Source organism: Streptomyces sp. NPDC001970 (assembly GCF_053594115.1).
On the sequence record NZ_JBSFDW010000021.1, the window covers coordinates 70,501 to 97,058 of the forward strand.

Annotated in this window: 20 protein-coding genes; 14 read left to right on the plus strand and 6 right to left on the minus strand. The window is 70.4% G+C overall.

The window, feature by feature from the left end:
• The 5 genes from ACWCP0_RS24375 (at position 1) to ACWCP0_RS24395 (ending at position 7,713) form a co-directional block, all read left to right on the plus strand.
• Positions 1-2,088 carry an IucA/IucC family protein gene (locus ACWCP0_RS24375; RefSeq protein ID WP_451080914.1) on the plus strand — a complete coding sequence of 696 codons (2,088 nt, stop codon included), beginning with the start codon at positions 1-3 and terminating at the stop codon, positions 2,086-2,088.
• A 45-nt stretch (positions 2,089-2,133) separates the two neighbouring features.
• On the plus strand, positions 2,134-2,901 hold the full coding sequence (locus tag ACWCP0_RS24380; protein WP_451080915.1) for a GNAT family N-acetyltransferase: 768 nt from the start codon (positions 2,134-2,136) through the stop codon (positions 2,899-2,901).
• A gap of 59 nt (positions 2,902-2,960) precedes the next feature.
• A complete protein-coding gene (locus ACWCP0_RS24385; protein ID WP_451080916.1) occupies positions 2,961-4,781 on the plus strand; it encodes an IucA/IucC family protein in 1,821 nt (606 codons plus the stop codon).
• Between the two features lie 220 nt (positions 4,782-5,001).
• Positions 5,002-5,634 (plus strand): RDD family protein, encoded by a 633-nt coding sequence (locus ACWCP0_RS24390; protein WP_451080917.1) that lies wholly within the window; start codon positions 5,002-5,004, stop codon positions 5,632-5,634.
• Between the two features lie 105 nt (positions 5,635-5,739).
• On the plus strand, positions 5,740-7,713 hold the full coding sequence (locus ACWCP0_RS24395) for an ATP-dependent DNA helicase (RefSeq protein ID WP_451080918.1): 1,974 nt from the start codon (positions 5,740-5,742) through the stop codon (positions 7,711-7,713).
• Between the two features lie 143 nt (positions 7,714-7,856).
• On the opposite strand, the gene lexA is transcribed toward ACWCP0_RS24395, so the two are convergent.
• Positions 7,857-8,642, minus strand: coding sequence for a transcriptional repressor LexA (gene lexA, locus ACWCP0_RS24400; protein WP_351229253.1), 786 nt, complete (start codon positions 8,640-8,642; stop codon positions 7,857-7,859).
• Between the two features lie 523 nt (positions 8,643-9,165).
• Here lexA and nrdR point away from each other — a divergent pair.
• Together nrdR and ACWCP0_RS24410 are read left to right on the plus strand one after the other, a co-directional pair.
• On the plus strand, positions 9,166-9,678 hold the full coding sequence (nrdR, locus tag ACWCP0_RS24405) for a transcriptional regulator NrdR (RefSeq protein WP_451080919.1): 513 nt from the start codon (positions 9,166-9,168) through the stop codon (positions 9,676-9,678).
• 154 nt (positions 9,679-9,832) lie between these two features.
• Positions 9,833-12,733 (plus strand): vitamin B12-dependent ribonucleotide reductase, encoded by a 2,901-nt coding sequence (locus ACWCP0_RS24410; RefSeq protein ID WP_451080920.1) that lies wholly within the window; start codon positions 9,833-9,835, stop codon positions 12,731-12,733.
• A gap of 154 nt (positions 12,734-12,887) precedes the next feature.
• Here the strand turns inward: ACWCP0_RS24410 and ACWCP0_RS24415 are convergent, their stop codons facing one another.
• Together ACWCP0_RS24415 and ACWCP0_RS24420 are read right to left on the minus strand one after the other, a co-directional pair.
• Positions 12,888-13,418, minus strand: a complete 531-nt coding sequence (locus ACWCP0_RS24415) for a TerD family protein (RefSeq protein WP_451080921.1) — start codon at positions 13,416-13,418, stop codon at positions 12,888-12,890.
• Positions 13,419-13,533: 115 nt separating this feature from the next.
• Positions 13,534-14,493, minus strand: a complete 960-nt coding sequence (locus tag ACWCP0_RS24420; RefSeq protein ID WP_451080922.1) for a DUF1152 domain-containing protein — start codon at positions 14,491-14,493, stop codon at positions 13,534-13,536.
• A 138-nt stretch (positions 14,494-14,631) separates the two neighbouring features.
• Between ACWCP0_RS24420 and ACWCP0_RS24425 the strand changes: the two genes are divergently transcribed.
• The 4 genes from ACWCP0_RS24425 (at position 14,632) to ACWCP0_RS24440 (ending at position 19,424) form a co-directional block, all read left to right on the plus strand.
• Positions 14,632-15,237, plus strand: a complete 606-nt coding sequence (locus ACWCP0_RS24425) for a YdbC family protein (protein WP_451080923.1) — start codon at positions 14,632-14,634, stop codon at positions 15,235-15,237.
• A 102-nt stretch (positions 15,238-15,339) separates the two neighbouring features.
• Positions 15,340-16,023 (plus strand): histidine phosphatase family protein, encoded by a 684-nt coding sequence (locus tag ACWCP0_RS24430; RefSeq protein ID WP_451080924.1) that lies wholly within the window; start codon positions 15,340-15,342, stop codon positions 16,021-16,023.
• Positions 16,013-16,993: an ADP-ribosylglycohydrolase family protein gene (locus tag ACWCP0_RS24435; protein WP_451080925.1), complete on the plus strand. Its 981-nt coding sequence runs from the start codon at positions 16,013-16,015 to the stop codon at positions 16,991-16,993. Before ACWCP0_RS24430 ends, ACWCP0_RS24435 begins: the two co-directional genes overlap by 11 nt.
• 517 nt (positions 16,994-17,510) lie before the next feature.
• A complete protein-coding gene (locus ACWCP0_RS24440; protein ID WP_451080980.1) occupies positions 17,511-19,424 on the plus strand; it encodes a DUF4153 domain-containing protein in 1,914 nt (637 codons plus the stop codon).
• A 71-nt stretch (positions 19,425-19,495) separates the two neighbouring features.
• On the opposite strand, the gene ACWCP0_RS24445 is transcribed toward ACWCP0_RS24440, so the two are convergent.
• Positions 19,496-21,049, minus strand: a complete 1,554-nt coding sequence (locus ACWCP0_RS24445) for an MFS transporter (RefSeq protein WP_451080926.1) — start codon at positions 21,047-21,049, stop codon at positions 19,496-19,498.
• Between the two features lie 125 nt (positions 21,050-21,174).
• On the opposite strand from ACWCP0_RS24445, the gene ACWCP0_RS24450 reads away from it, so the two are divergent.
• The 3 genes from ACWCP0_RS24450 (at position 21,175) to ACWCP0_RS24460 (ending at position 23,310) form a co-directional block, all read left to right on the plus strand.
• Positions 21,175-21,801, plus strand: a complete 627-nt coding sequence (locus ACWCP0_RS24450; protein WP_451080927.1) for a TetR/AcrR family transcriptional regulator — start codon at positions 21,175-21,177, stop codon at positions 21,799-21,801.
• A gap of 73 nt (positions 21,802-21,874) precedes the next feature.
• On the plus strand, positions 21,875-22,582 hold the full coding sequence (locus ACWCP0_RS24455; RefSeq protein WP_451080928.1) for a ribonuclease HII: 708 nt from the start codon (positions 21,875-21,877) through the stop codon (positions 22,580-22,582).
• Positions 22,583-22,689: 107 nt separating this feature from the next.
• The gene (locus ACWCP0_RS24460) at positions 22,690-23,310 is read left to right on the plus strand and encodes a hypothetical protein (protein ID WP_451080929.1); all 621 of its coding nucleotides are present in this window, start codon (positions 22,690-22,692) and stop codon (positions 23,308-23,310) included.
• A 176-nt stretch (positions 23,311-23,486) separates the two neighbouring features.
• Here ACWCP0_RS24460 and ACWCP0_RS24465 read toward each other — a convergent pair whose 3' ends face one another.
• Together ACWCP0_RS24465 and ACWCP0_RS24470 are read right to left on the minus strand one after the other, a co-directional pair.
• Positions 23,487-24,113, minus strand: a complete 627-nt coding sequence (locus tag ACWCP0_RS24465) for a hypothetical protein (RefSeq protein WP_451080930.1) — start codon at positions 24,111-24,113, stop codon at positions 23,487-23,489.
• A gap of 213 nt (positions 24,114-24,326) precedes the next feature.
• A complete protein-coding gene (locus tag ACWCP0_RS24470) occupies positions 24,327-26,498 on the minus strand; it encodes a RecQ family ATP-dependent DNA helicase (protein WP_451080931.1) in 2,172 nt (723 codons plus the stop codon).
• Positions 26,499-26,558: the final 60 nt, after the last annotated feature.

Below are 26,558 nucleotides of genomic sequence, written 5' to 3' on the forward strand. Positions count from 1 at the left end.
GTGAACCCCAATCCCGCACCCGACGCCCCCGAGCACGACGGCCGCCCCACCGCCCACCCCGGAGCGGAGAGCGGCACGCGCGGCCCCCTCACGGTCGAGCAGGCGACGGTGCCGCGACAGCTGTCGGGGTCCCCCGGCGGGCGGACCGCCCCGGCTTCCGTCCTGGGCGCCCCTGCCTCCGCCCCCGCCGCGTCGGGGGCGGAGCCGATGTCGGCGACGACGCGCGCGTCGGCCTCGGCCCCGGCCCGGACCGGTGCCGGGACGTCCGATCCGCTCGACCATCCCGACCCGCACGTAGCGGGGGACGCTGCCGCGGTGGAGAGCCTGCTGCGCTGCTGGGTCCGCGAGAACGACCTTCCCCGGCCCGACTGCCGCACCCTGCGCATTCCGCTCGATGCCAGCGGCACCGCCCTCCTTGTTCCCGTTCTCTACTGGTCTGCCACCGGCTGGCACCGCTTCGGCGCGCCCGCCCTCGAAGGCGCTCCCCACGATGCCCCGCGGGCCGACGCGGTCACCGTCGCCACCCTGCTCACCCGTGAGCCGGGCAGCACCGGCCGGTCACCTGCCCTCCCCGACACCGCCAGGGCCGAACTGGCCCGCCCTGAGCTCGACCGGCCCCCGTTCGGCCGTGAGGAGCCCGGCCGCGGGCGGCTCTCCGAGGGGGCCGATCTCGTCGGCAGAGTCGCCGACTCGCTCCGCCGGACCGCCGGCTTCATCGCCGACCGACGGCAGCGCCCCGGCCCGCGCCCCGATGCCGACATGTTCCTCACCGCCGAACAGTCGCTGATCCTCGGACACCCGCTCCATCCCACGCCCAAGAGCCGGGAAGGACTCTCCGAGGCCGAGGTACACCTCTACTCACCCGAGTTGTACGGCTCCTTTCCGCTCCACTGGATGGCCGTCGACCGGAGCGTCCTGGCAACGGACTCGGCCTGGACGGAGGACGGTCGCGCAGTCCCCGCCGAGCGCCTCATCCACCGCCTGGCCGACGACCTCCGACTCCCGCCCGACAGCGTGCCGTTGCCGCTCCACCCGTGGCAGGCCCGCGAACTCGGCCACCGCCCCGCCGTCGCCCGACTGCTCGACGCCGGCCTGCTCCACGATCTCGGCCCCAGCGGTGCCCCCTGGCACCCCACCTCATCGGTCCGCACCGTCCACCGGCCCGGCGCCCCCGCCATGCTCAAGCTCTCTCTCGGCGTACGCATCACCAACTCCCGCAGGGAAAACCTCCGCAAGGAACTCCACCGCGGCGTGGAGGTCCACCGTCTGCTCCGCAGCGGACTGGCCGACCAGTGGCGCGCGGCCCATCCCGGTTTCGACATCGTCCGTGACCCCGCCTGGCTCGCCGTCGACGCGCCCGAGGGTCCGGCCGTGCCGGGGCTCGACGTCATGCTGCGCCACAACCCCTTCGGCCCCGGGGACGACGCCGTCTGCATCGCCGGTCTCACCTCGCCCCGGCCCTGGCCGGGGCGGCCCGGGATGCACTCGCGCCTCGCCGACATCGTGGACCGGCTGTCGGTCCGCACAGGCCGGCCCAGGGGTGCCGTCGCCGCCGAGTGGTTCCTGCGCTACCTCGACCAGGTGGTGCGCCCGGTGCTGTGGCTGGACGCCACGGCCGGAGTCGCCCTCGAAGCGCACCAGCAGAACACGCTGGTGATCCTCAGCCCCGACGGCTGGCCGGTCGGCGGCCGCTACCGCGACAACCAGGGCTACTACTTCCGCGAGTCCCACCGCGCGGCTCTCGAACGCAGGCTCCCCGGCATCGGCAGCGCAAGCGACACGTTCGTCCCGGACGCGGTCACGGACGAGCGCTTCGCCTACTACCTCGGCATCAACAACGTCCTCGGCCTCATCGGGGCCTTCGGAGCCCAGCGGCTCGCGGACGAGCGCGTACTCATCGCCGCCTTCCGCCAGTTCCTCGCCTCCTCTGCCGCGCTGGGCTCACCCCTGCCGGAGCAGCTGCTCGGGACTCCGACCCTGCGCTGCAAGGCCAATCTGCTCACCCGGCTCCACGGCCTCGACGAACTCGTGGGCCCCGTGGACACCCAGTCCGTCTACGTCACGATCACCAACCCCCTTCATTCCTGAACGACATCGACCGATTCCGAACCGCTGAGAGGAGAGCGCCCTTCCATGCCTCCCACCGACTCGAGCACCGACAGCGGACCGTCTCCCGCCTCCCCCTCGGCGGAGAGCACCGAGGACACGCTGGACCTTCGGCTGCCCGACGACCTCCTCGCGCTGTTCGGACAGGACGAGTCGGACGACGGATTCCAGGCCCAGGTGGAGCGGACCGCCGCCGATGCCGTCGGTGCGGTGCTCGACGGCGAGGACCTCCTCGACTCCCTCGCCGCATGGGGCACGGCCGCCACACCCTTCGGCTCCTTCCAGCTCCTCCCCGTCCGTATCGAGCGCGACCTCCAGCTGATCAGCCGCTGGATGAACGACCCCGCCGTCGCCGCCTTCTGGGAACTGGCCGGACCCGAGTCGGCCACCGACGCACACCTCCGCCCCCAGCTGGACGGCGACGGCCGCAGCATCCCCTGCCTCGGCGTCCTCGACGGCACACCCATGAGCTATTTCGAGATCTATCGCGCCGATCTCGATCCGCTCGCCCGCCACTATCCGGCCCGACCTCATGACACCGGTGTCCACATCCTCATCGGCGGTGTCGCCGACCGCGGCCGTGGCGTCGGCACCGCACTGCTCCTCGCCGTCGCCGATCTCGTCCTCGACAACCGCCCGCGCTGTGCGCGCGTCATCGCAGAACCCGACCTGCGCAACACCCCCTCCGTGTCCGCCTTCCTGAGCGCCGGCTTCCGCTTCTCCGCGGAAGTCGACCTCCCCGACAAGCGAGCCGCCCTGATGGTCCGCGACCGAGCGCTGGGCAAGCTGCTGTGAAAGACCCGCTGATCTACATACACCGCTCGCCCCGCATCGGTTCCACTCGAGGAGTCCCCGTGCCGAAGCCCCCTGCCGCCCCAGACTCCGACGAGCCGCCCGCCCTTCTCGCCCCGCCCGAACTGAACCCGGAGACGTGGCGTCGCGCAGGGCGTCGCCTCCTCGCCAAGATGATCGGTGAGTTCGCGTACGAAGAGCTCGTCGAGCCGCTCCCGCACAGCGGCGGCGGCAAGGGCTGCGGCGACCGGTACGCCCTCCGCCTCGACGACGGCGAGACCCTTGCCTTCCGGGCCCGGCGCGGCGCGTACGGCAGCTGGCGCGTCGCACCCGACTCGATCGAACGAGGCGGAGAGCCCTTCACCGATCCACTCCGGTTCCTCGTCGGGGCCCGCCGCCTCCTCGCCCTCGACGGAGCCACCCTCGGCCATCTCCTCCGCGAACTGAGCACGACACTCGCGGCCGACTGCAGGCTCGACTTCACCGCACTGCCCGCAGCCCGGCTCGCCGACCTGGACTACGCCGCACTCGAAGGCCATCAGACCGGCCACCCGTGGCTCGTCCTCAACAAGGGCCGCATCGGTTTCTCCGCCGGCGACACCGCCCGCTGGGCCCCGGAGGCGCGCACGCCGGCCCGGCTGCCCTGGATCGCCGTCAGCACCTCCCTCGCGACGTACCGCGGAGTCCCCAAGCTCGCCACCCCCGACCTTCTCTACGCCCGGGAACTCGACGACGGCGTACGCGAAACCCACGCGGCCGAACTCCGGTCCCGCGGCCTCGACCCCGAGAGCTACCTGCTGCTCCCCGTGCACCCCTGGCAGTGGGACCAGGTGCTGTTGCCCCTCTACGGGGCCTCCGTCGCTCAGGGCGACATCGTCCCGCTGACCACTCCGGACGACGATCTCCGGCTGCCCCAGCAGTCCGTCCGCACCTTTCTCAACGTCAGCCGGCGCGACCGGCACACCGTCAAGCTGCCGCTCTCCGTCCTCAACACCCTCGTCTGGCGCGGCCTGCCCACCGAACGGACCCTCGCGGCTCCGGCCGTCACCGCCTGGGTGCACGGCCTGCGCGACGCCGACCCCTTCCTCCACGAGGAGTGCGGCGTCATCCTGCTGGGCGAGGTCGCCTCCGTCACGGTCGAGCACCCGCACTACGACCGGCTGCCCGAGGTCCCCTACCAGTACAAGGAGCTCCTCGGCGCCATCTGGCGCGAACCACTGCGGCTGCTTCCCGGCGAGCGGGCGCGCACCCTCGCCTCGCTCCTGCACACCGACCCGGAGGGGCGTGCCTTCACCGCCGAGCTGGTCGAGCGCTCGGGACTCGCCGCGACCGCATGGCTGCGGCACCTCTTCGCCGCGTTGCTGCCGCCTCTGCTGCACTTCCTCTACCGCTACGGCACCGTGTTCTCCCCTCACGGGGAAAACGCCATCGTCGTCTTCGACGACCACGACGTGCCGGTACGGCTCGCCATCAAGGACTTCGTCGACGATGTGAACATCAGCGCCCAGCCGCTGCCGGAGCACGAGACGATGCCGGACGACGTGCGGGCGGTCCTGCTCACCGAGGAGCCCGCCTTCCTCACCCAGTTCATCCACGCCGGCCTCTTCGTCGGCGTCTTCCGCTTCCTCGCCCCGCTGTGCGAGGAGCAACTCGGCGTGGCGGAGGGCGACTTCTGGTCTCTCGTGCGAGCGGAGATCATCCTCCACCAGTCGCGCTTTCCCGAACTCAAGGACCGGTACGAGACGTTCGACCTGCTCACTCCGCGTATCGAGCGGCTCTGCCTCAACCGCAACCGACTCCACCTCGACGGATACCGCGACCGCGCCGAGCGCCCGCACGCCGCGGTCCACGGCGCGGTCCCCAACCCGCTCGCAGCGGGCTGAGACGAGTGCCTGGCCGCTGGTGACCGACGTTCGCACCTGCGACGGTCCTGGGCTCGACTGCACCTTCCGCCCCACATGTCCGGCTGGACAAAGGGCCTCCGGCCTACGACGATGATCCGCGCAGCAGCGCGGCACTGTTGGGGGAGCAAACCGCACGCAATGTGAAGTCCCTCCGCCCGGACCGCCCTTGTCCCCGAATCACCGACGGAGGGAATTCGCCATGAGCTTCGGCGACCCGAACAACCCTTACAGCCGGCAGCCTTCGCAGGACCAGCCCCCTTACGGCTACCCGCAGCAAGCCCCGCAGGGCGTGCCGCAGCAGTACGGCCAGCCACAGCAGCAGTACGGCTCCCCCCAGCAGTACAGCTACCCGCAGCAGCAGCCGTACCCCTACGGCGCCCACCCGCCGGCGGGCATGCCGGGCATGCCCGGAGCCGGTGTGCCACCGCTGGCCCACTGGGGCCTGCGCGTCGGCGCGTACCTGCTCGATGTCCTGATCATCGCCGGCCCCATGTACGCCCTCGCCTTCGTCGACCTCGCCACCAGCGACGATCCGTCCAGCCCCCGGGTCCTCGGCATCATCGGCATGCTGTACGCCCTCGGCATGGCCATCTTCCAGCTCTACAGGGAAGGCAGCACCGGCCAGACGATCGGCAAGAGGGTCCTCGGGATCAGCCTCCACCGGGAGAGGGACGGCAGCACCCTCGGCTTCGGCATGGCCCTCGTCCGCAAGCTCGCCCACTTCCTGGACAGCCTCGCTTGCTACCTCGGCTGGCTGTGGCCGCTGTGGGACGACAAGAAGCAGACCTTCGCCGACAAGGTGTGCAGCACCGTCGTCATCCGCGTCAAGTAGCGCCGAGCATCCGACCGCGGCGGACCGCACCGCGGCTCGAACAGGCCGTAACAAGATCTCGTGACGTCCGGGACTGTCAGAGCGACGGATTAGGGTGGACGGCCTATGACGAAGCCATCCCTCCCCGACCTCCTCCACGCCGCCGTCACATCCGTCGGCGGGGTGGAGCGGCCTGGCCAGGTCTCCATGGCCGAGTCCGTCGCCGCTGCCATCGACGACGGCTCCCACCTGCTCGTCCAGGCCGGCACGGGCACCGGAAAGTCCCTCGGCTATCTGGTCCCTGCCCTGGCCCACGGGGAGCGTGTCGTCGTGGCCACGGCGACGCTGGCGCTGCAGCGCCAGCTGGTGGAGCGCGACCTTCCACGGACGGTGGAGGCGCTGCATCCGCTGCTGCGCCGCAGCCCGCAGTTCGCCATGCTCAAGGGGCGGTCGAACTATCTCTGTCTCCACCGCCTGCACGAGGGCGTTCCGCAGGAAGAGGAGGACGGCCTCTTCGACCAGTTCGAGGCCGCCGCGCCCACCAGCAAGCTGGGCCAGGACCTGCTCCGTATGCGGGACTGGGCGGACGAGACGGAGACCGGCGACCGCGACGACCTCACCCCCGGCGTCTCCGACCGCGCCTGGTCCCAGGTCTCCGTGTCGTCCCGGGAGTGCCTGGGCGCCAGCAAGTGTGCGTACGGGGCGGAGTGCTTCGCCGAGATGGCCAGGGAGCGCGCCAAGCTCTCCGACGTCGTGGTCACGAACCACGCCCTGCTCGCCATCGACGCGATCGAGGGCGCTCCGGTACTGCCGCAGCACGAGGTGCTGATCGTCGACGAGGCCCATGAGCTGGTCTCCCGGGTCACCGGCGTCGCCACGGGCGAGCTCACCCCCGGCCAGGTCAATCGCGCCGTGCGCCGCGCCGCCAAACTGGTGAACGAGAAGGCGGCCGACCAGCTGCAGACGGCGGCCGAGGGCTTCGAGCGGTTGATGGAGCTCGCCCTCCCCGGCCGTCTGGAGGAGATCCCGGAGGACCTGGGATACGGGCTGATGGCGTTGCGTGACGCCGCCCGTACGGTCATCTCCGCCCTCGGCTCCACCCGTGACAAGTCCGTCCAGGACGAGGACGCCGTGCGCAAGCAGGCCCTGGCGTCGGTCGAGTCCATCCATGACGTCGCCGAGCGGATCACCAACGGTTCCGAGTACGACGTCGTCTGGTACGAGCGCCATGACCGCTTCGGGGCGTCCTTGCGCGTCGCGCCGCTCTCGGTCTCGGGGCTGCTTCGCGAGAAGCTCTTCGCCGACCGCTCGGTGGTTCTCACCTCGGCGACGCTCAGGCTGGGCGGCGACTTCAACGGTGTGGGCGCGTCGCTCGGGCTGGCCCCGGAGGGCACGGAAGGCGAGGACGTGCCCGTATGGAAGGGCATCGACGTCGGCTCGCCCTTCGACTATCCGAAGCAGGGGATCCTCTACGTCGCCAAGCATCTGACGCGCCCCGCGCGCGACGGCGATCGCGGTGACATGCTCGACGAGCTGACCGAGCTGATCCAGGCGGCGGGTGGGCGCACGCTCGGACTGTTCTCCTCGATGCGAGCCGCTCAGCTCGCGGCGGAGGGGCTGCGTTCCCGTATCCCGGAGTTCCCTGTCCTGCTCCAGGGCGAGGAGACACTCGGTGAGCTGATCAAGAACTTCGCGGCCGACCCGGAGACCTGTCTGTTCGGCACGCTCTCGCTCTGGCAGGGCGTGGATGTCCCGGGCCCCAGCTGCCAACTGGTCGTCATGGACAAGATTCCGTTCCCACGCCCCGACGACCCGCTGATGAGCGCGCGTCAGAAGGCGGTGGAGGAGGCCGGAGGCAATGGCTTCATGGCCGTCGCGGCCACGCATGCGGCGCTGCTGATGGCGCAGGGCGCGGGCCGTCTCGTACGGGCGACGGGGGACCGTGGTGTGGTGGCCGTACTGGACCCGCGGCTGGCCACGGCCCGCTACGGCAACTACCTGAAGGCGTCACTGCCCGACTTCTGGTACACCACGGACCGTAACCAGGTGCGCCGCTCGCTGGCCGCGATCGACGCCGCGGCGAAGAAGGACGGCATGTAGCCGGGACACGGGCCTGTCCGGCGCCGGAACACGACGCGGCCCCGGATACCACTGGGCCCAGGACACGGCTGCCCCCGGACACAGCTGGGCCCCGGGACCGGCGCAGTGGTTCCCGGGGCCCAGTCAGAGCCGACGAGGTGTCGTCACACCCGCCGGAGCACCGCCACCACCTTGCCGAGGATCGTCGCCTCGTCGCCGGGGATCGGCTGGTAGGCAGCGTTGTGGGGGAGCAGCCAGACGTGGCCGTCCTCCCGCTTGAAGCGCTTGACCGTGGCCTCTCCGTCCAGCATGGCCGCGACGATGTCACCGTTCTCCGCGACCGGCTGGCGGCGGACCGTCACCCAGTCGCCGTCGCAGATCGCGGCCTCGATCATCGAGTCACCGACGACCTTCAGCACGAAGAGCTCACCGTCGCCGACCAGTTGGCGGGGAAGGGGAAAGACGTCCTCGACCGACTCCTCCGCGAGGATCGGGCCACCGGCGGCGATGCGGCCGACCAGCGGCACGTACGACGCGGCGGGCTTGCCGGTGGTGTCCGTCGGCTGTGTGCTCGGCTGGTCGGAGCCACGCACCTCGTACGCACGCGGCCGGTGCGGGTCGCGGCGCAGGAAGCCCTTGCGCTCCAGAGCCATGAGCTGGTGGGCGACGGACGACGTGCTGGACAGGCCCACCGCCTGACCGATCTCACGCATGGACGGCGGGTATCCCCGACGCTGCACGGAGTCGCGAATGACCTCGATGACCCTCCGCTGCCGGTCCGTGAGCCCCGAGCTGTCCGCACGGATCCCTGGAGGTCGGCCGGGCAGCGAGCGCGTGGGCTTGGGCCCCTCCGGGGTCGTGGCTGCGTCATTCATGGCATGCACCGGCTCGAATCGGTTCTGGGAGCGGTCATGGGCAGTGATGGTGGCACTGTCTGCGGTGGTGGTCACGTCGGCCCCTCTCGAGATGGTCTCCCTAGCTGGACAACGGTAGTTGCTTTCGAAAGGTTGCGCCAAACACACGTTCGAGTGAAAAATCACGGATCGCCTGACGTGTGCTTGTGGCCGGGTGTATGAGCGGGTTCGGCCGTGCCGGCCGCCACGCCGGCGGCCCAGGCTACGACGGTAGTCTTCGCCGCCGGGCGTGAAGCCATGGGGGGTACCCGTGGGTGTGTCTCCAGTGTGTCATCCGGGGGGCCGGAATCGAGGGAGCGCGGCGTTTCTCGTACCCTCGTGGCCGGTCGCTTCCGCCCGGTGCTCCGCCCCGGTCCCGTGCGGCTCCGTGCGACACGCGTTGGGGCATGGAAGGCGACCAAACCCCAGATCTAGTGGTTGGATTGTGGCAGCCACCCAGAAGTTGTGGTCCCCGGTCATCGAGCCCGCGGCCATCGCCTATGCTTGTGGCTGCTTCGAGGGGGTCCGACTGGTCCTCCCGGGGCTATTCAGTCGTGCTGTGAAGGAGGGTTGGGAAGCCATGTACTGCCCCTTCTGCAGGCACCCGGACAGCCGTGTCGTCGACAGTCGGACCACCGATGACGGAACGTCGATCCGGCGTCGCCGCCAGTGCCCTGACTGCTCCCGTCGTTTCACGACGGTGGAGACCGCCTCGCTGATGGTGATCAAGCGCAGCGGGGTGACCGAACCCTTCAGCCGTACCAAGGTCATCACCGGCGTGCGGAAGGCATGCCAGGGACGGCCGGTCACCGAGGACGCCCTCGCTCAGCTCGGCCAGCGGGTCGAGGAAGCGGTGCGCGCCACCGGCAGCGCCGAGCTGACCACCCACGACGTGGGGCTGGCCATACTCGGCCCGTTGCAGGAACTCGACGTCGTCGCGTACCTGCGCTTCGCGTCCGTGTACCGAGCGTTCGATTCGCTCGAAGACTTCGAGGCCGCCATCGCGGAGCTCCGCGGGCAGCGGCCTCCCGCACAAGAGGGCGGGTCCGGTGCGACCTCCGAGGTCCCCGTGCCCGCCACCGCCGCCGACTGACCGGCCGGCCCCGTGAGGGGCCCGGCGATCGGCCGCAGAGCGGCAAAAGGACCAGTCACGGGCGCCGTGCGCGGCGTCCGGGGCGACAGACAAAACCGTGCCACGGGAAGATCTGGGCACTTCAGGGCGTTTTTGCCCGTATATGGGAGGCGGCATGACAGAGACGACGAGCGGCCCGGCACGAGGCTCCCGAGCCAAGGGGTCCAAGGCCGCAGCAGCCCGGCAGGGCCTGCGAATCGAGCGCGTCCACACCACCCCCGGCGTACATCCGTACGACGAGGTCGTCTGGGAGCGCCGCGACGTCGTCATGACCAACTGGCGTGACGGCTCGATCAACTTCGAGCAGCGTGGCGTCGAGTTCCCCGACTTCTGGTCGGTGAACGCGGTCAACATCGTTACCAGCAAGTACTTCCGCGGTGCCGTGGGCACCCCGCAGCGCGAGGTGAGCCTCAAGCAGCTCATCGACCGCATCGTGAAGACGTACCGCAAGGCCGGTGAGGACTACAACTACTTCGCCTCGCCCGCCGACGCGGAGATCTTCGAGCACGAGCTGGCGTACGCCCTCCTGCACCAGATCTTCAGCTTCAACTCGCCGGTGTGGTTCAACGTCGGCACGCCCCAGCCGCAGCAGGTCTCCGCCTGCTTCATCCTGTCCGTCGACGACTCCATGGAGTCGATCCTCGACTGGTACAAGGAAGAGGGCATGATCTTCAAGGGCGGCTCCGGCGCCGGCCTGAACCTCTCCCGCATCCGCTCCTCCAAGGAGCTGCTGTCCTCCGGCGGCAACGCCTCCGGCCCGGTCTCCTTCATGCGCGGTGCCGACGCCTCCGCTGGAACGATCAAGTCGGGTGGCGCGACCCGCCGCGCCGCAAAGATGGTCATCCTCGACGTCGACCACCCCGACATCGAGGACTTCATCGAGACCAAGGTCAAGGAAGAGGAGAAGATCCGCGCGCTCCGCGACGCGGGCTTCGACATGGACCTCGGCGGTGAGGACATCACCTCGGTCCAGTACCAGAACGCCAACAACTCGGTCCGCGTGAACGACGAGTTCATGAAGGCGGTCGAGGAGGGCGGCAAGTTCGGCCTGCGTGCCCGCATGACCGGCGAGGTCATCGAGGAGGTCGACGCCAAGGGGCTCTTCCGCAAGATGGCCGAGGCCGCCTGGGCCTGCGCCGACCCGGGCATCCAGTACGACGACACCATCAACCACTGGCACACCTGCCCCGAATCCGGCCGGATCAACGGCTCGAACCCGTGCAGCGAGTACATGCACCTGGACAACACGTCCTGCAACCTGGCCTCGCTGAACCTGATGAAGTTCCTCAAGGACGACGGCGAGGGCACCCAGTCCTTCGACGTCGAGCGCTTCCAGAAGGTCGTCGAGCTCGTCATCACGGCGATGGACATCTCCATCTGCTTCGCCGACTTCCCGACCGAGAAGATCGGCGAGAACACCCGCGCCTTCCGCCAGCTCGGCATCGGTTACGCCAACCTCGGCGCCCTGCTGATGGCGACCGGCCACGCGTACGACTCCGACGGCGGCCGCGCCCTGGCCGGTGCGATCACCTCGCTGATGACCGGCACCTCGTACCGCCGCTCCGCCGAGCTCGCCGCGGTCGTCGGCCCGTACGACGGCTACGCCCGCAACGCCGAGCCGCACAAGCGCGTCATGAAGCAGCACGCCGACGCCAACGGCGCGGCCGTCCGCATGGACGACCTGGACACGGCGATCTGGGCCGCCGCGACGGAGGCCTGGCAGGACGTGATCCGCCTCGGCGAGAGGAACGGTTTCCGTAACGCCCAGGCGTCCGTCATCGCCCCGACCGGCACCATCGGTCTCGCGATGTCCTGCGACACCACCGGCCTGGAGCCCGACCTCGCGCTGGTCAAGTTCAAGAAGCTGGTCGGCGGCGGCTCGATGCAGATCGTCAACGGCACCGTTCCGCAGGCGCTGCGCCGCCTCGGCTACCAGCAGGAGCAGATCGAGGCGATCGTCGCCCACATCGCCGAGCACGGCAATGTGATCGACGCCCCGGGACTGAAGACCGAGCACTACGAGGTCTTCGACTGCGCCATGGGCGAGCGCTCCATCTCCCCGATGGGCCACGTCCGCATGATGGCCGCGATCCAGCCGTGGATCTCCGGCGCACTCTCCAAGACGGTCAACATGCCGGAGTCGGCGACCGTCGAGGAGGTCGAGGAGATCTACTTCGAGGCGTGGAAGATGGGCGTCAAGGCGCTCGCGATCTACCGCGACAACTGCAAGGTCGGTCAGCCCCTCTCCGCCAAGAAGAAGGAGCAGGAGAAGACCCAGATCACCGAGAAGGCCGAGGAGACGATCCGTACCGCGGTCGAGAAGGTGGTCGAGTACCGTCCGGTCCGCAAGCGCCTCCCGAAGGGCCGTCCCGGCATCACCACCTCCTTCACCGTCGGCGGTGCCGAGGGCTACATGACCGCCAACTCCTATCCGGACGACGGTCTCGGCGAGGTCTTCCTGAAGATGTCGAAGCAGGGCTCGACCCTCGCGGGCATGATGGACGCCTTCTCGATCGCCGTCTCGGTCGGTCTGCAGTACGGCGTGCCGCTGGAGACGTACGTCTCGAAGTTCACCAACATGCGCTTCGAGCCGGCCGGCATGACGGACGACCCGGACGTGCGGATGGCGCAGTCGATCGTCGACTACATCTTCCGCCGCCTGGCGCTGGACTTCCTGCCCTTCGAGACCCGTTCGGCGCTCGGCATCCACTCCGCGGAGGAGCGCCAGCGTCACCTGGAGACCGGTTCGTACGAGCAGTCCGTCGACGATGTCGAGGTGGACGTCGAGGGCCTGGCCCAGTCCGCCCCGCGCCAGCAGGAGACCCTGAAGGCCGTCGCCCCGCCGAAGGCCGAGGTCCCGGCCCCGAAGCAGGCGCACACCTCGGCGGAGCTCGTCGAGATGCAGCTCGGGATCAGCGCGGACGCCCCGCTGTGCTTCTCGTGCGGTACGAAGATGCAGCGGGCCGGCTCCTGCTACATCTGCGAGGGCTGCGGCTCGACCAGCGGCTGCAGCTGATGCGGCAGCCGGCTGCGGCTGATCGGCTGCCCGCAGCCGGCTGATCTGCTCGTCACGGAGGGCGTCGACCTGGGGTCGGCGCCCTCCGTACGCGTCCGGACGGCCGACAACCGGGCACGAAACGGGCTGCGGCCGCTCCGTCCGGTTCCGGCGCTCAGGAGGATGTGGCGCCCATCAGCTCCGCGAACTCGGCCGGGTCTGCGGCGAAGCCTCGGACGGCGGGACGGAGCTGCCATGCGCCGCTGCCGTCACGGGTGAACTCCGCGACCGTCGCTGCGGAGGCCTCCGGCACGCCCGCGAGGTCCTCGTTCGCCAGCTCGACGGGGCCTTCGAATATGCGTACGCCGGTGTTCCTGATGTCGGAGAACGTCAGCCCGCCGCCGCGCTGCTGGATGACCACACCCACCACGACCCGCGCGTATCCCTCGGCCAGACGGTCCAGTTCCAGGGTCATCACCTCGTCCGCACCGAAGCCCTGGCCCGTCCGGCTGTCCCTGTTGAGCGTGATGGTGCCATCGGGGGAGCGGCTGCCGAAGTGCACCAGATACGCGGGCTTTCCGTGCGGATCGTCCACGCCGTACGTCGCGGCGACGATGTCGAGGTCGATGGCCGGTGCGCCGATGGGGCTGGGGTCCCACTTGAGCGTCACCTGGACCTTCCGGAGCCCTTTGCTGAGAGTGCTCACCCTGCTTCCCTTCCTCGTGGACGCCGTTGCGGACGTCAACGCCCCCTGTGGAAGGCCCATGTTGTCACGCTCGGGAGGACGCACTCCGAACAGTTTCGGTCGCTCCGTCGCCCGGTCAGTGCGGGATGCGCCGGGGCGGGCGCTGCCGTGCGACGTCCTCCCGGAAGACCGCGATGGCGCTGCTCACCTGGCGTATCAACTGCGTCTCCTCGATCTGTTCCAGATAGAGGCAGCGCCGGGCGATGCCCTCCAGTTCGAAGGCGAAGTAGAGCGACATCAGAGGATTGATGAAGAGTTCGCTGCCGCGAGTGCGCGAAGTGAACTGGACGTCTCCGAACGCACCCTGGACCGCTGCAGCTATGGAGCCGTTCACGATGCTCGGGTGATCAGGAGTGTGCTCCTGGGCGTGCGCGACCGCGTCCACGAACAGGGCGCCCTCCCGGGTCGCACGGGAGACCGAGAAGCTGCCCAGGTACGCGCCGTCGCGCTCGAGCGCCGCGATGTTCTCCAGGACGAGGCCGTGGCTCACCCCGTGGTACGCGTCCACGCCGAAGCCGAGCGAGAGGACCAGGCGTTCGGGCACGTCGAGCCCATGGAGCGCGGCAACGCTCGTCAGGTCCTCCTCGGGTGTGCCGAGCCCCGATTCGTCGCCCCGCATGAGGATGTCGGTGCCGCCGTCGACAAGGACGACCGCGTCGATCCGGTGCCGCTCGATCAGCGACCGGTAGGCGGCGCGCAGCGGCTGCACTCCGACGCGTGGCAAGGCGTGGACCGTGCTCGGGTAGCCGTGGCGGTCGAGCCACTGGGCGAGGGTGCGCTCCGGGAAGTAGGTCTGGTGCAGCGCGGTGGTGGGCGTGACGATCGCGACGTCCGGGGCGAGCCAGGCTTCGAGTGGCAGCCCTTCGACCGCGCTGAAGGACAGGTTGGCGAGATGGACCTCCTTGCCCTGGTGGAGCAGCGAGAGGGCTACGGGGAGCCCGGCGTAGATGTCGAAACCGCCGCCCGCGCCCGCGACGAGGATGCGCTCGGCGGATTCCAGGCGTGCGAAGAGAGGGTTGAGATGCAGCGCGGTCATGTCGGTCATTGTGCGGAACGAGGGGCTGATCGGCTTGCGAATTCATGTGCGAACGAGGCGCACGATGGGGTGTGACAACGGGTATCGCCTTCTGCCGGAGAGTGACCAGGGCCACGTTCGGGGCCGTACGATGGCGCGGTGCTGGTCAAGTGGATTCGCTGCACCGTGGTGGACCGTCGAGGGTTCGAGCGGGGGCAGCGGAAGTGGGCGGGGCTGCTGGGTGAGCCGGGATTCCGGGGACAGGGCGGGGGGTGGAGCCGGCGGCGGCCGGATGTCGCCCATGTCTTCGCGTTCTGGGAGACCCGTGCGTTCTACGACTCCTTCATGGCGCGTTCGCACGACCGGCTGGCGGCCGCACAGTCAGGCACGTTCAAGGACAGCCAGGTCAAGCTCTTCGACCATCGTTTCGACGTGAAGACGGGCTTCGAGCCCCGCTTCACCGACGCCGACGTCGTACGTGTCGCCCACTGCAAGGTGCACGAGCACAAGGTCGAGCACTTCTCGCTGATGCAGGAGAAGGTGTGGAACCCGGCGATGGCGGGGTCGCCGGGGATGGTGCGCGGACTGTTCGGCGCGGCGCCCGGTAACGAGTTCCTGGTGCTGTCCATGTGGCAGTCCGCCGCGGAGCACGGCAAATACCGCGTGGAGCGGGTGGAACGGCTCTCGTTGCGCGCGCAGACAGAGGCGGACGTCGCGGCCCTGGCAGGGGACGTCGTGGGGCTCGAACCCTCCTGGACGGTGTGACGGGACGGCGTGATCGCGGCCGGCGGCACTCCATGGGATGACACGCCGGACGAAGGTCGGACAACTGCTCGACCGGGCCCTTCTGGATCTAGGGTTTGTCATATGGCACGACCGCGGCGCATCGTTCTTGTCCGGCACGGCGAGTCGGAGGGGAACGCCGACGACTCGGTGTACGAGCGAGTGCCCGATCACGCCCTGCGGCTCACCGAGCGCGGGTGGCGCCAGGCCGATGAGGCCGGGGAACGGCTGCGGGAGACGTTCGGGCGGGAACACGTCAGCGTCTATGTGTCGCCGTACCGCCGAACCCATCAGACGTACCGGGCTTTCCGCCTCGACCCGGAGCTCGTGCGGGTCAGGGAGGAGCCCAGACTGCGCGAGCAGGACTGGGGGAACTGGCAGGACAGGGACGACGTACGGCTGCAGAAGACCTATCGCGACGCCTACGGGCACTTCTTCTACCGCTTGCCTCAGGGCGAGTCGGGGGCCGATGTGTACGACAGGGTGGGGGCGTTCCTGGAGAGCCTCTACCGGAGCTTCGAGGCGCCGGACCACCCGCCCAACGTCCTGATAGTCACCCATGGGCTGACCATGCGGCTGTTCTGCATGCGGTGGTTCCACTGGACGGTGGCCGAGTTCGAGTCGCTCTCCAACCCGGACAACGGAGAGATCAGGATGCTGCTGCTCGGTGAGGACGGGCGCTACACACTGGACAGGCCGTTCGAGCGGTGGTGCATCCCCGAGTCGTACGGGGACCACCGGATAGAGTGGCCGAGCGATGACCGCTGATTCCTTTCCCGCCTCTCCCGACGCTGCCGGCTCCTCCGGCTCCTCCGGTTCCTCCGATGTTTCAGAGTCGCCCGAATCTGTCGACCGGCGCTTCGCCCGCGCCCTGGCCAGCCTCCGGGGGCTGTCAGTGGGCGATGCCCTGGGCTCCCAGTTCTTCGTCCCCGCGAACTATCCGCTGCTGAAGCGGCGCGAGCTGCCGTCCGGTCCCTGGCAGTGGACCGACGACACCGAGATGGCGTGCTCCGTGGTGGCCGTGCTCGCCTCCCACGGCCGGATCGACCAGGATGAGCTCGCCCGTTCCTTCGCCGATCACCATGACTTCGACCGCGGCTACGGGCCTGCGGTCAACCGGATGCTCCGGTTGATCCGCGAGGGCGCCGACTGGCGTGAACTCGCCGCGGCGTTGTTCAACGGCCAGGGCTCGTGGGGCAATGGTGCGGCAATGCGGATCGCCCCGCTCGGCGCCTGGTACGCCGACGATCCGGAGCAGGCCACGCACCAGGCCGAGATCTCCTCATACACGACGCACCAGCATCGCGAGGCCGTGGTGGGCAGCATGGCGGTCGCGGCGGCCGCGGCGCTGGCCGCCTCCCCGGCAGGGCCGCCCACGCCCACCGAGCTGCTGGACGGGGTCGTCGCCCTCGTGCCGCGCAGTGCGGTGGGAGCAGGGCTGCGCAGGGCGCGGGACATGCTGGACTACGGCGACGCGGGCACGGTCGCCGCGGTGCTCGGCAGCGGGCGGCGTACGAGTGCGCACGACACGGTGCCGTTCGCCCTCTGGTCGGCCGCCCGTGCGCTCGGCGACTTCGAGCAGGCCTTCTGGACGACCGCCCAGGTGGGCGGGGACGTCGACACGACCTGCGCGATCGTCGGGGGAGTGGTCGCCACGACGGAGGCCGGGGCTCCGCCGGCGGACTGGCTGGACAGGACCGAGGCCCTGCCGGCCTGGCTGCCGACCCGCGTGGGCTGAGCTCCGGCCGACACGGCTGGTCGGTGAACCGGCTGCACGGCTGGAGGGGCGGCGGCGCGGCGTCCCGCGGTGCGGCGCGGACGGGGGGCGGCGCGGCGTCCCGCGGTGCGTCGCGGAGGGGCGACAGTGCGGCGTCCCGCGGTCCGGCGTCGCGTTCGGCGGTGCGGAACCGGCCTCGGGCAGGGCCTGCGTGGCCCCGGGGATCCCGACGGCCGGGCAGCGCCACGCGTCGCACGGCGCGCGGAGGCAGGTCGCCTGGCAGTGCCGTCCCACTGTCACGGTCCTGCCACAGCATGGCCGCGGACGACCGAGCCGGTTTGCGGAGGGCTAGCCTGTCGGCCACGCCGCTGCGTTGATCATTACCGGCGTGCGCCAACGAGACGCCGGGTCCGCTGCGCCGCCACGAGGCAGGGCACGGGGCACCCGGCCGGGAGGGGGTCCCGTGTCAGACGTACCGTCCACACCATCCGGCCTCGGGCCGGAGCCGGAAGACCGGTCCGACGGCAAGGAGTCAGGCCTGCGCCGGAGCGAGGCCCGGGACCCTGCCTCGGGACCGCAGCCGGTGCCGGGTGCTGCCTCGGAGCCGGAGCCGGAGCCGGGTCCGGGCGCTGCCGTGGTCCAGGGCCCTGGCCCGGACGCGGTTCGGGACCGAATACCGGATCAGGAGCGAGGCCAGGGGAAGCAGTCGGGTCCGGGCACGGCCCCTGATCGGACCGAGGAGAGGGATCCCGGACAGGCGTCCCCCGGGGCGCGCGCCTCGGCCACGCTTGCGTCGCAGCACCCGTCCGCCCCGGTTCCGCAGTCGGTGCCGGGCCCGGTACAGGTGTCCCCGCCCTGGCCCCACCCCGCGCAGCCCTGGCCGCCGAAGACGCCGCCTGCCAAGTCCCGGCTCGACGCGATACGGCCCGGCCCACCCGCACCCGTGCGCGCGGCCACCCTCTGGTGTGCCCTCGCCGCCGCGCTGCTCAGTGCACTGCTGCTCGGCGACGGGCTCGGCGTCAATCTGCTGATCGTGGCCGTGCCGACCGCACTCGCCGCATTCTTCGCAGCTCAGGCGGCCGGCCGACGGCTCCGCCCGTGGACTGCGGTCTGGGCGCTGGCCACCCTGGGCCTGTTCGCCGTTCCCGCACTTCGCGACGCAGGCTGGCCCACCTTCCTGGCAGTCGTCTCCGCGCTCGCGGTCGGCTCGCTGGCCCTGCACGGTGGCCGCAGCTGGCCGGGCGTGGTCTTCGGATCGGTGGGCCTGTTCGACTCGATCGGCTCCGGAGCGGCCTGGGGCTGGCGAGGGCTGCGTGAGCGGGCGGACGGTTCGCGCGGCCGCTGGGGCCCCGTGGTCCGGACGATCGCCGTCGCGGCGGCGCTGCTCGTCGTGTTCGGCGCCCTTTTCGCCGGAGCCGACGCGGCCTTCGCGGATCTGCTCGGCGAGCTGATCCCCGATGTCTCGTTCGTCGACGGCCCCTGGCGGTTCTTCCTCTTCGTGGTCGGCCTCGTCGGCGCACTCGCCGCGGCCCGCACGGCCGCCGCCCCGCTGCGCTGGGACCGTCTCACCCTGCACCCGGGCAAGGCCAGGGGCCGGTTCGAGTGGGCGCTGCCCCTCGTCGTCCTCAACCTCCTCTTCGCCGCCTTCAACACGGTCCAGCTCGCCGTCCTCTTCGGGGGCTATGACAAGGTCCTCAGCGAGACGGGACTGACCTACGCGGAGTACGCCCGGCAGGGCTTCTGGCAGCTTCTCTGGGCCACCCTGCTCACGCTGGTCGTCATCGGGCTCGCCCTGCGCTGGGCCCCGCGCGACGGCGCCCGCGACCGCGTCCTGGTGCGCTCGGTGCTCGGCACCCTGTGCGTGCTCACCCTGGTCGTCGTGGCGTCCGCGCTGCGCAGGATGGACCTGTACGTCGACGCGTACGGGCTGACACGGCTGCGCGTCTCCGTGGCAGCGATGGAACTGTGGCTCGGCCTGGTGATCGTGCTGATCATCGCGGCCGGGCTCTTCGGCGGCCGCTGGCTGCCCCGCGCCGTCGCGGGCAGCGCCGCGGCCGCGGTGCTGGCCTTCGGCCTCGCGTCCCCGGACGCCCTGATCGCCGAGCGGAACGTACAGCGCTACGAGGCGACCAAGAAGATCGATGTCGACTATCTGCGCGATCTTTCGGCGGATGCCGTGCCCGCCCTCGACCGGCTGCCCGAGCCGGTGCGCTCGTGCACGCTGCAGTCGATCCAGACCCGCTCGCGCGAGGACGAACCCTGGTACGCCACCAGTTGGGGTGAGGAGCAGGCCCGGTCGATCTTCAAGGAGCGGCCTGCCAAGCTCGACAGGACCGGCTGCCCATGGGCGGACGGACCGTACGGCGAGGAGCGCGACGAATACGACGAGGACGCCGAGTTCGGCGACGGCGGCAGCGACGAGGAATACGACCCGGGTACCGGCATGGACTGAGGACCGACGGACAACAGGTGTGCGGTCCGTCCCTCCGCGGGCGGACCGCGCACCGTCGTTCAGGCGGCTCGCTACGCGGCGGGACCGGCTGCCCCCGCCGTGCCGCTCAGCGCTTCCAGGTCGCTCTTGCGGACACGTATCACCACGATCGCCGTGAGCAGGGCCAGCAGCACCATGGCGACCGCTGCCGTGAACGACGTCGAGATGCCTTCGGTCAGCACCTCGTGGCCCCAGGGTGCGGGCAGCTCCTGCGTCTTGGCGAACTCCGCCTGCTGTTCCGGCGTCGCCTGGGCCAGGAAGGACGGAACCTGCTTCTCCGCTTCGTTCCGGCTGGCCGTGCCGAACACCGTCACCAGGATGGACAGTCCCAGCGATCCGCCCACCTGCTGGGTCGCATTGAGCAGTCCGGATGCCGCGCCCGCCTCGTGCTGGGCGACGCCGGAGACGGCGGTCAGGGTCAGCGTCACGAAGTTGAGGCCCATCCCGAATCCGAAGAGCACCATCGGGCCGAGGACCCCGCTCACGTACGAGCTGTCCGGGCTGATCAGGGTCTGCCAGAAAAGGCCGATCCCGGTGATCGCGGAACCCGTGACCATGAACGGTTTGGGGCCCAGCACCGGTAGCAGCCGCTGGGAGAGCCCTGCGCCCGTGATGATGGCGACCGTGACGGGAAGGAACGCCAGACCGGCCTCGATCGGGCTGTAGCCGAGCACGTTCTGGACGAACAGCACGATGAAGAAGAACATGCCGAACATCGCCGCGGCCAGGCTCAGCATGATGACGTACGTACCCGACCGGTTCCGGTCGGCGAACATCCTGAGCGGAGTGATAGGTTCCCGCGCCCGCGACTCGACGACCGCGAAGGCCGCGAGCAGCACCACCGCAGCGCCGAAGGAGCCGAGCGTGAGCGAGTCCCGCCAGCCTTCCTCCGAGGCGCGGATGAACCCGTAGACCAGCGAGGCCATACCGGCGGTGGAGGTCAGTGCGCCCGCTATGTCGAAGCGGCCGGGGTGGCGCTCCGACTCGCTGATGTACAGCGGCGCGAGGAACGCGATCAGGATGCCGATCGGTACGTTGACGAACAGCACCCAGCGCCAGTCGAGCCACTCCGTGAGCATGCCGCCGGCCAGCAGGCCGATCGCGCCACCGCCCGCGGAGACGGCGGCGAAGACGCCGAACGCCCGGTTCCGTTCCGGTCCTTCGGGGAACGTCGTCGTGATCAGGGCGAGCGAGGTGGGCGATGCGATCGCGCCGCCGACGCCCTGGAGCGCCCGCGCGGCGAGCAACTGCCACGGCTCTTGCGCGAGTCCGCCGAGCAGCGAGGCGAGCGTGAAGACCAGGATGCCGGCCATGAACACCCGCCGGCGGCCCAGAATGTCGCCCGCGCGACCGCCGAGCAGCAGCAGGCCGCCGAAGGTCAGGGTATAGGCGCTGAGTACCCAGGAGAGGTCGGTGGTGGAGAAGCTGAGCGCGTCCTGGATATGCGGAAGCGCGATGTTCACAATCGTCGCGTCGAGTACCACCATGAGTTGGCAGGCGGCGATGACGGTGAGGGCTATTCCCGGACGCCCCTCCCGGCGGGCCGCGCCCGGCTTTGGCTGTGATTGGAGCTGAGAGGTTGTCACTATGGTCCCCCCACACTTGAGTTAGTGAACGGATCCGTTCACTGTGTCCTCAACGGTAGTGAGTCCCCGACAGTGAACGCAAGCGTTCACTGGAGCTACCGCATTGCTGCGATGGAGAGTTGTTGATGGATACTTCGCGATCCGCGGCCACCGCTCGGCCGCGGTCGATGTCGTGTCGACGCCGCGGACCTGTGTTGGAGCGGGCGATCCTCGACGCCGCGCTCGACCAGCTGAGCACCGTCGGCTGGAACGGGCTGACCATGGAGGGAGTCGCCGCCGGTGCCCGGACCGGCAAGGCCGCGGTCTACCGCCGCTGGCCGTCCAAGGAGGACCTCGTCGCGGACGCCCTGCAGGCCGGAATCCCCAGCCTCGGCGACGCGCCCGATCACGGGAGCGTCCGCGAGGACCTCTACCAGCTCTGTCGGAGGGTGCGCGCGGCCATGTACTCCAAGCCGGGGTACGCGCTGCGCTCGGTCCTTCACGAATGCGATACGTCCACGGCCGAGCGCTTCCACGCACTGATCCTGAGCGGGGTCATCGAACCCTCGATCCGGCTCTTCGAGGAGGTGGTGCACCGAGGTATCGCACGGGGTGACGTGCGTGCCGACGCCACCGGCAGCCTGGTCTGCGACGTGATCCCGGCGATGATGATGTATCGCTCCAAAGTGTGCGGAAGCGAATGGGGTGATGCGGATATCGCGGCGATGATCGATCAGGTCATGGTGCCCCTGCTGCGCCCTCGCGCCGGCTGAACCCGGGGGAGCGTCCTCGGAACGGGATCCGGGGTGTTGCGGCACGTCCGGGCGGCGTAACCTGACTGGCGCCATGCCGTACGAACCACCCACCCACACCGTTGAGCGCTCGCTCCGGGCCACCACCGGTGCCAAGATCATTGTCGGAGTCGACGAGGTCGGGCGCGGGGCGTGGGCCGGGCCGGTCACGGTGTGCGCCGCCGTCACAGGGCTGCGTCGGCCCCCTGCCGGTCTCACCGACTCCAAGCTGCTCACCCCCAAGCGCCGTACGGAGCTGGCGGGAGAGCTGGAGGGGTGGGTCACGTCGCACGCCCTCGGGCACGCGTCCCCGGCGGAGATCGACACGCTCGGGATGACCGCGGCGCTGAGGCTCGCAGCCGTGCGCGCCCTGGACGCCCTGCCGGTGCGTCCCGACGCGGTCATCCTCGATGGCAAGCACGACTACCTGGGTCTGCCCTGGCGCGTTCGTACGGTCATCAAGGGCGACCAGTCCTGCGTCGCGGTCGCAGCCGCCTCGGTGATCGCCAAGGTGCGCCGGGACGCCATGATGACCGAGCTGGGGCTGGAGCCGGTGTGTGAACCCTTCGGTTTCGCGGAGAACGCCGGCTATCCCTCGCCGGTGCACAAGGCAGCACTCGCCGAGCTGGGCCCCACGCCGTACCACCGGGTCTCCTGGGCCTTCCTCGACGCGCTGCCGCAATGGCGGCACCTGAAGAAGGTCCGGGTCTCCCCGGAGGCGGCCGCTCTGGAGAGTGGGGGCCAGCTCGGCTTCGACTTCTGATCCGGCCGGTCGACCCGACCGCCGTGCGAGCCGGACGACGAGTCCGGCCGCACTCATGTGCGCACCCGCCGATGCCAGACGCAACAGCGTTTGATAGATATCCACCCATGCCTCTCATCCCCGAGGAGCCTCAGATTCACGAGAGTGCCCAGGGTCCCCGCGCTACTCCGGCCGCCGGCCGCACCGCGCCGACCCCCCGTCCCGTACCCGGTCCGCGTACCGCGGCCGCCCCCCGTCCCGGTCGCCCGGGTCCCGGTCCGGCCCGGCCCACACCGCCTGCGCAGCGCGCGCACGCCCCTGTCGGGCAGAGCGCGTCGTCGCGGCAGGAGAAACGTTCCGCACCGCAGATCCAGCTGATCCCGGCCACCGCCACGGGCGCGCTCGACGCCGCAGACGAGGCCGTCGACCTGCTGCTCGACTCCGGTCGGGCACCCGGCGATGTCCTGGTGCTCACCACCGGTGAGCAGCACCCGTGGGCCGCGCACGAGCTGTCCTTCGGCGAGACCGCCTACTGGGCGCAGCACGACGCTCGTGACGACGTCTTCTACGCGGACGCCGCCTCGGCGGGCCGCGCGTCGACCCGGCCCGTGGTCGTCGTCGCCGTCAATGGCGGCAGCGACGACGTGACCGCCCAGGCCCTGCCTGTCGCCATGAGCCGCGCAGGAGCGCTGCTCATCGTGTGCGGCGACCCGCAGCGCATCAACGCCGTACTCGGCGCGGGCGTCTGAGCCTTCGCCGCGCCGGTGTCACGGCGCCGCCCGCGCCTTGTGCGTGGTGCGGTCGTCGTGCCCTGGCCGGCCGTGCACCGCGGCCGGTCGCTTCGACGTACGCGCCCGGGCGGCCCCGAGGTACGGGACCCCCGGAGCGGTGCTGGTACCGGTGCCGACGCCCGTGGCCGTGTGGCTCAGCGGGCCGCCGTGCGGCGGAGGACCTCGGCCGCCCCGCTCGCTGTGCGCAGCGGGAGCACCGCCGGATCCGGTACCTGGTCGCCGAAGCCGCCGGGTCGGGACTCGGAGTTGGGCCGGCGCCCGCCGCGCCCCTCACCGAGCACCTGCCACCCTGCGCGCGTCAGCGTGATGTACGCGCCGCAGCGGAGCCCGTGCAGGGTGCAGGCGTCGCGCAGCCCCCACATCCATGCTCCGTCCTCCTCCGTCCAGCGCTCGTCGCCGTCGCGGCAGTAGAGCAACACCGCGGTGCGAACCGGGGTGCGGCGGCGCAGATCGTGCGGGATGACCCGGCGCAGCTGGGCGAGCACCGCGTTACGGAACTCCCAGCCGTCGGCGGGGACGCCGCGCCGGGCGAACGAGGCGCTGGCCGCGAGTCGTTCCTCCTGGTCGAGCACGGCCACGACGGCCGTCGACGGAGTCGGCCTGTGCCGGCTGTGCAGGCCGCTGACGACGTCACGGGGGTTGCGCAGCAGGGGTATCCCGGCTGCCGCCCACTCGGCGGGCTCCAGCATCCTGACGAGGCTCGCGGAATTGGCCGATCCGTTGATCGAAGTGGCTGCGGACGAAGCGAATCCGAAGGTCACGTTCCTCCCTTCGCATACGCGCCCACAGTGCGGGCAGGGGTCGGTGAGGCGCACCGCAGCACAGCCCTTGCGGACCGCGAGCGAGCCGTGCGGGGATGGCTCCAATTCTTGCGGGCCTGCGGGCGAGCGGCAACGAGCAATTGAGTCCGCTGACTGGAATAGGGAGGTATGACGCTCATATCCCTGCCCAATCGGGCCAAGTGCCACGCCCTTTCAGGCTTGAACCGCGAGGACCAGCGGAAACACCCCCTTTGCTCCGGCTCGGCGCAGCAGCCGTGACGCGACGGCCAGCGTCCAGCCGCTGTCCGAGAGATCGTCGACGAGCAGCACCGGCCCGGCCGCCGACTCGACCGCCGTGGCGAGTGCAGGCGGAACGATCAGCGCATCGTGCAGCCCCCGTACCCGCTGTGCACTGTTCGTCCGCGAGATGTGTGTGACTTGCGCATCCGGCGCGTATTCGACGGTGCCCAGCAGCGGCAGACGACCGACCTCGGCGATCCGGGACCCGAGCGAGGCGACGAGCCGCGGCTTGCTCCGCGAGGCGATCGTGACCACTCCCACCGGGCGGGGCGGTGCGTCGTCGGCTCCTGACGACCAGCCGCCGGGCCCCTTCGCCCAGTCGGCCAGCACACTCACGACCGCGTTCACCACGTCGTCCGGAACCTGTCCGTCCGGGGCCTGCGGGGCAAGCATCGGGCGCAGCCGGTTCCCCCATCCGATGTCGGAGAGCCGCCCCAGCGCCCGACCCGTGAAGGACTGCTCGCCGACCGGGATACGGCCCTTCAGATCGACGCCGACGGCCGCCAGCCCGGTGGGCCACATCTTGCGCGGCTCCACCTCAACACCGGGCCGACCGAGCTCCCCACGCGCCGCGTCCAGCGCCCCCGTCGACACGCCGGCGTCGAACCGGGCCCCCGCGCAGTTGTCGCAGCGGCCGCACGGAGCAGCCTCCTCGTCGTCCAGCTGCCGCCGCAGGAACTCCATTCGGCAGCCCACCGCCGACGCGTAGTCACGCATCGCCTGCTGCTCGGCCTCCCGCTGCCGTGCCACCCAGGCGTAGCGCTCCGCGTCGTACGCCCAGGGCTCGCCCGTCGTCGTCCAGCCGCCCTTCACGCGGCGCACTGCTCCGTCGACGTCGAGCACCTTGAGCATCGTCTCCAGCCGCGTGCGCCGCAGCTCGACCAGGGGCTCGAGCGCGGGCAGCGAGAGCGGCCTGCCCGCTTGGGCCAGCACGTCCAGGGTGCGCCGCACGAGATCCTCCGGGGGGAAGGCGACCGAGGCGAAATACTGCCAGATCGCCTCGTCCTCCTTGCCCGGCAGAAGCAGCACATCGGCGTGCTTCACGCCTCGCCCGGCACGGCCGACCTGCTGGTAGTAGGCGATGGGGGAGGAAGGTGAGCCCAGATGGACGACGAATCCGAGGTCCGGCTTGTCGAAGCCCATGCCCAGGGCGGAGGTGGCCACCAGGGCCTTCACACGGTTGGCGAGCAGATCGTCCTCGGCCTGCTGCCGGTCCGCGTTCTCCGTACGCCCCGTGTACGACGCCACGGTGTGGCCGCAGTGCCGAAGGTATGCCGTGACCTCCTCGGCCGCCGCGACCGTGAGCGTGTAGATGATGCCGGAGCCGGGCAGGTCGCCGAGGTGGTCGGCCAGCCAGGCCAGACGGTGTGCCGCATCGGGGAGTTGCAGCACGCTCAGGCTGAGGCTCTCCCGGTCGAGCGCACCGCGCAGGACCAGCGCGTCGGTGCCCGCGCCCGTCCCGAGCTGCTCGGCGACATCCGCGGTCACGCGGGCGTTGGCGGTGGCTGTCGTCGCGAGCACCGGAACTCCCGGCGGCAGATCGGCGAGCATCGTGCGCAGCCGCCGGTAGTCCGGCCGGAAATCATGGCCCCAGTCCGAGATGCAGTGTGCCTCGTCGACGACCAGGAGCCCGGTCGCGGCTGCGAGCTTGGGCAGGACCTGGTCCCGGAAGTCCGGGTTGTTGAGCCGCTCCGGGCTGACCAGCAGCACATCGACCTCGCCGGCGGTGACCTCCGCCTGGATCGTGTCCCACTCCTCCGTGTTCGACGAGTTGATCGTCCGGGCGCGGATGCCCGCCCGGGCCGCGGCCTCCACCTGATTGCGCATGAGCGCGAGCAGTGGCGAAACGATCACGGTCGGACCGCTGCCGCGCTCCCTCAGCAGTGAGGTGGCGACGAAATACACGGCGGACTTGCCCCACCCGGTCCGCTGCACCACCAGCGCCCTGCGCCTGTCGGCGACGAGTGCCTCGATCGCACGCCACTGGTCCTCGCGCAGCCTGGCGGAGCCGGTGATGTCTCCGACGAGGCGCGTGAGGACGGAGTCGGCGGAGGCTCTCAGATCTGCGCGCTCTGTGTTGGTCATGCCCCCATGCAACCCGATGGCACGGACAATGCGCGAACGCCGCCGCTGCCCTGTGGATAA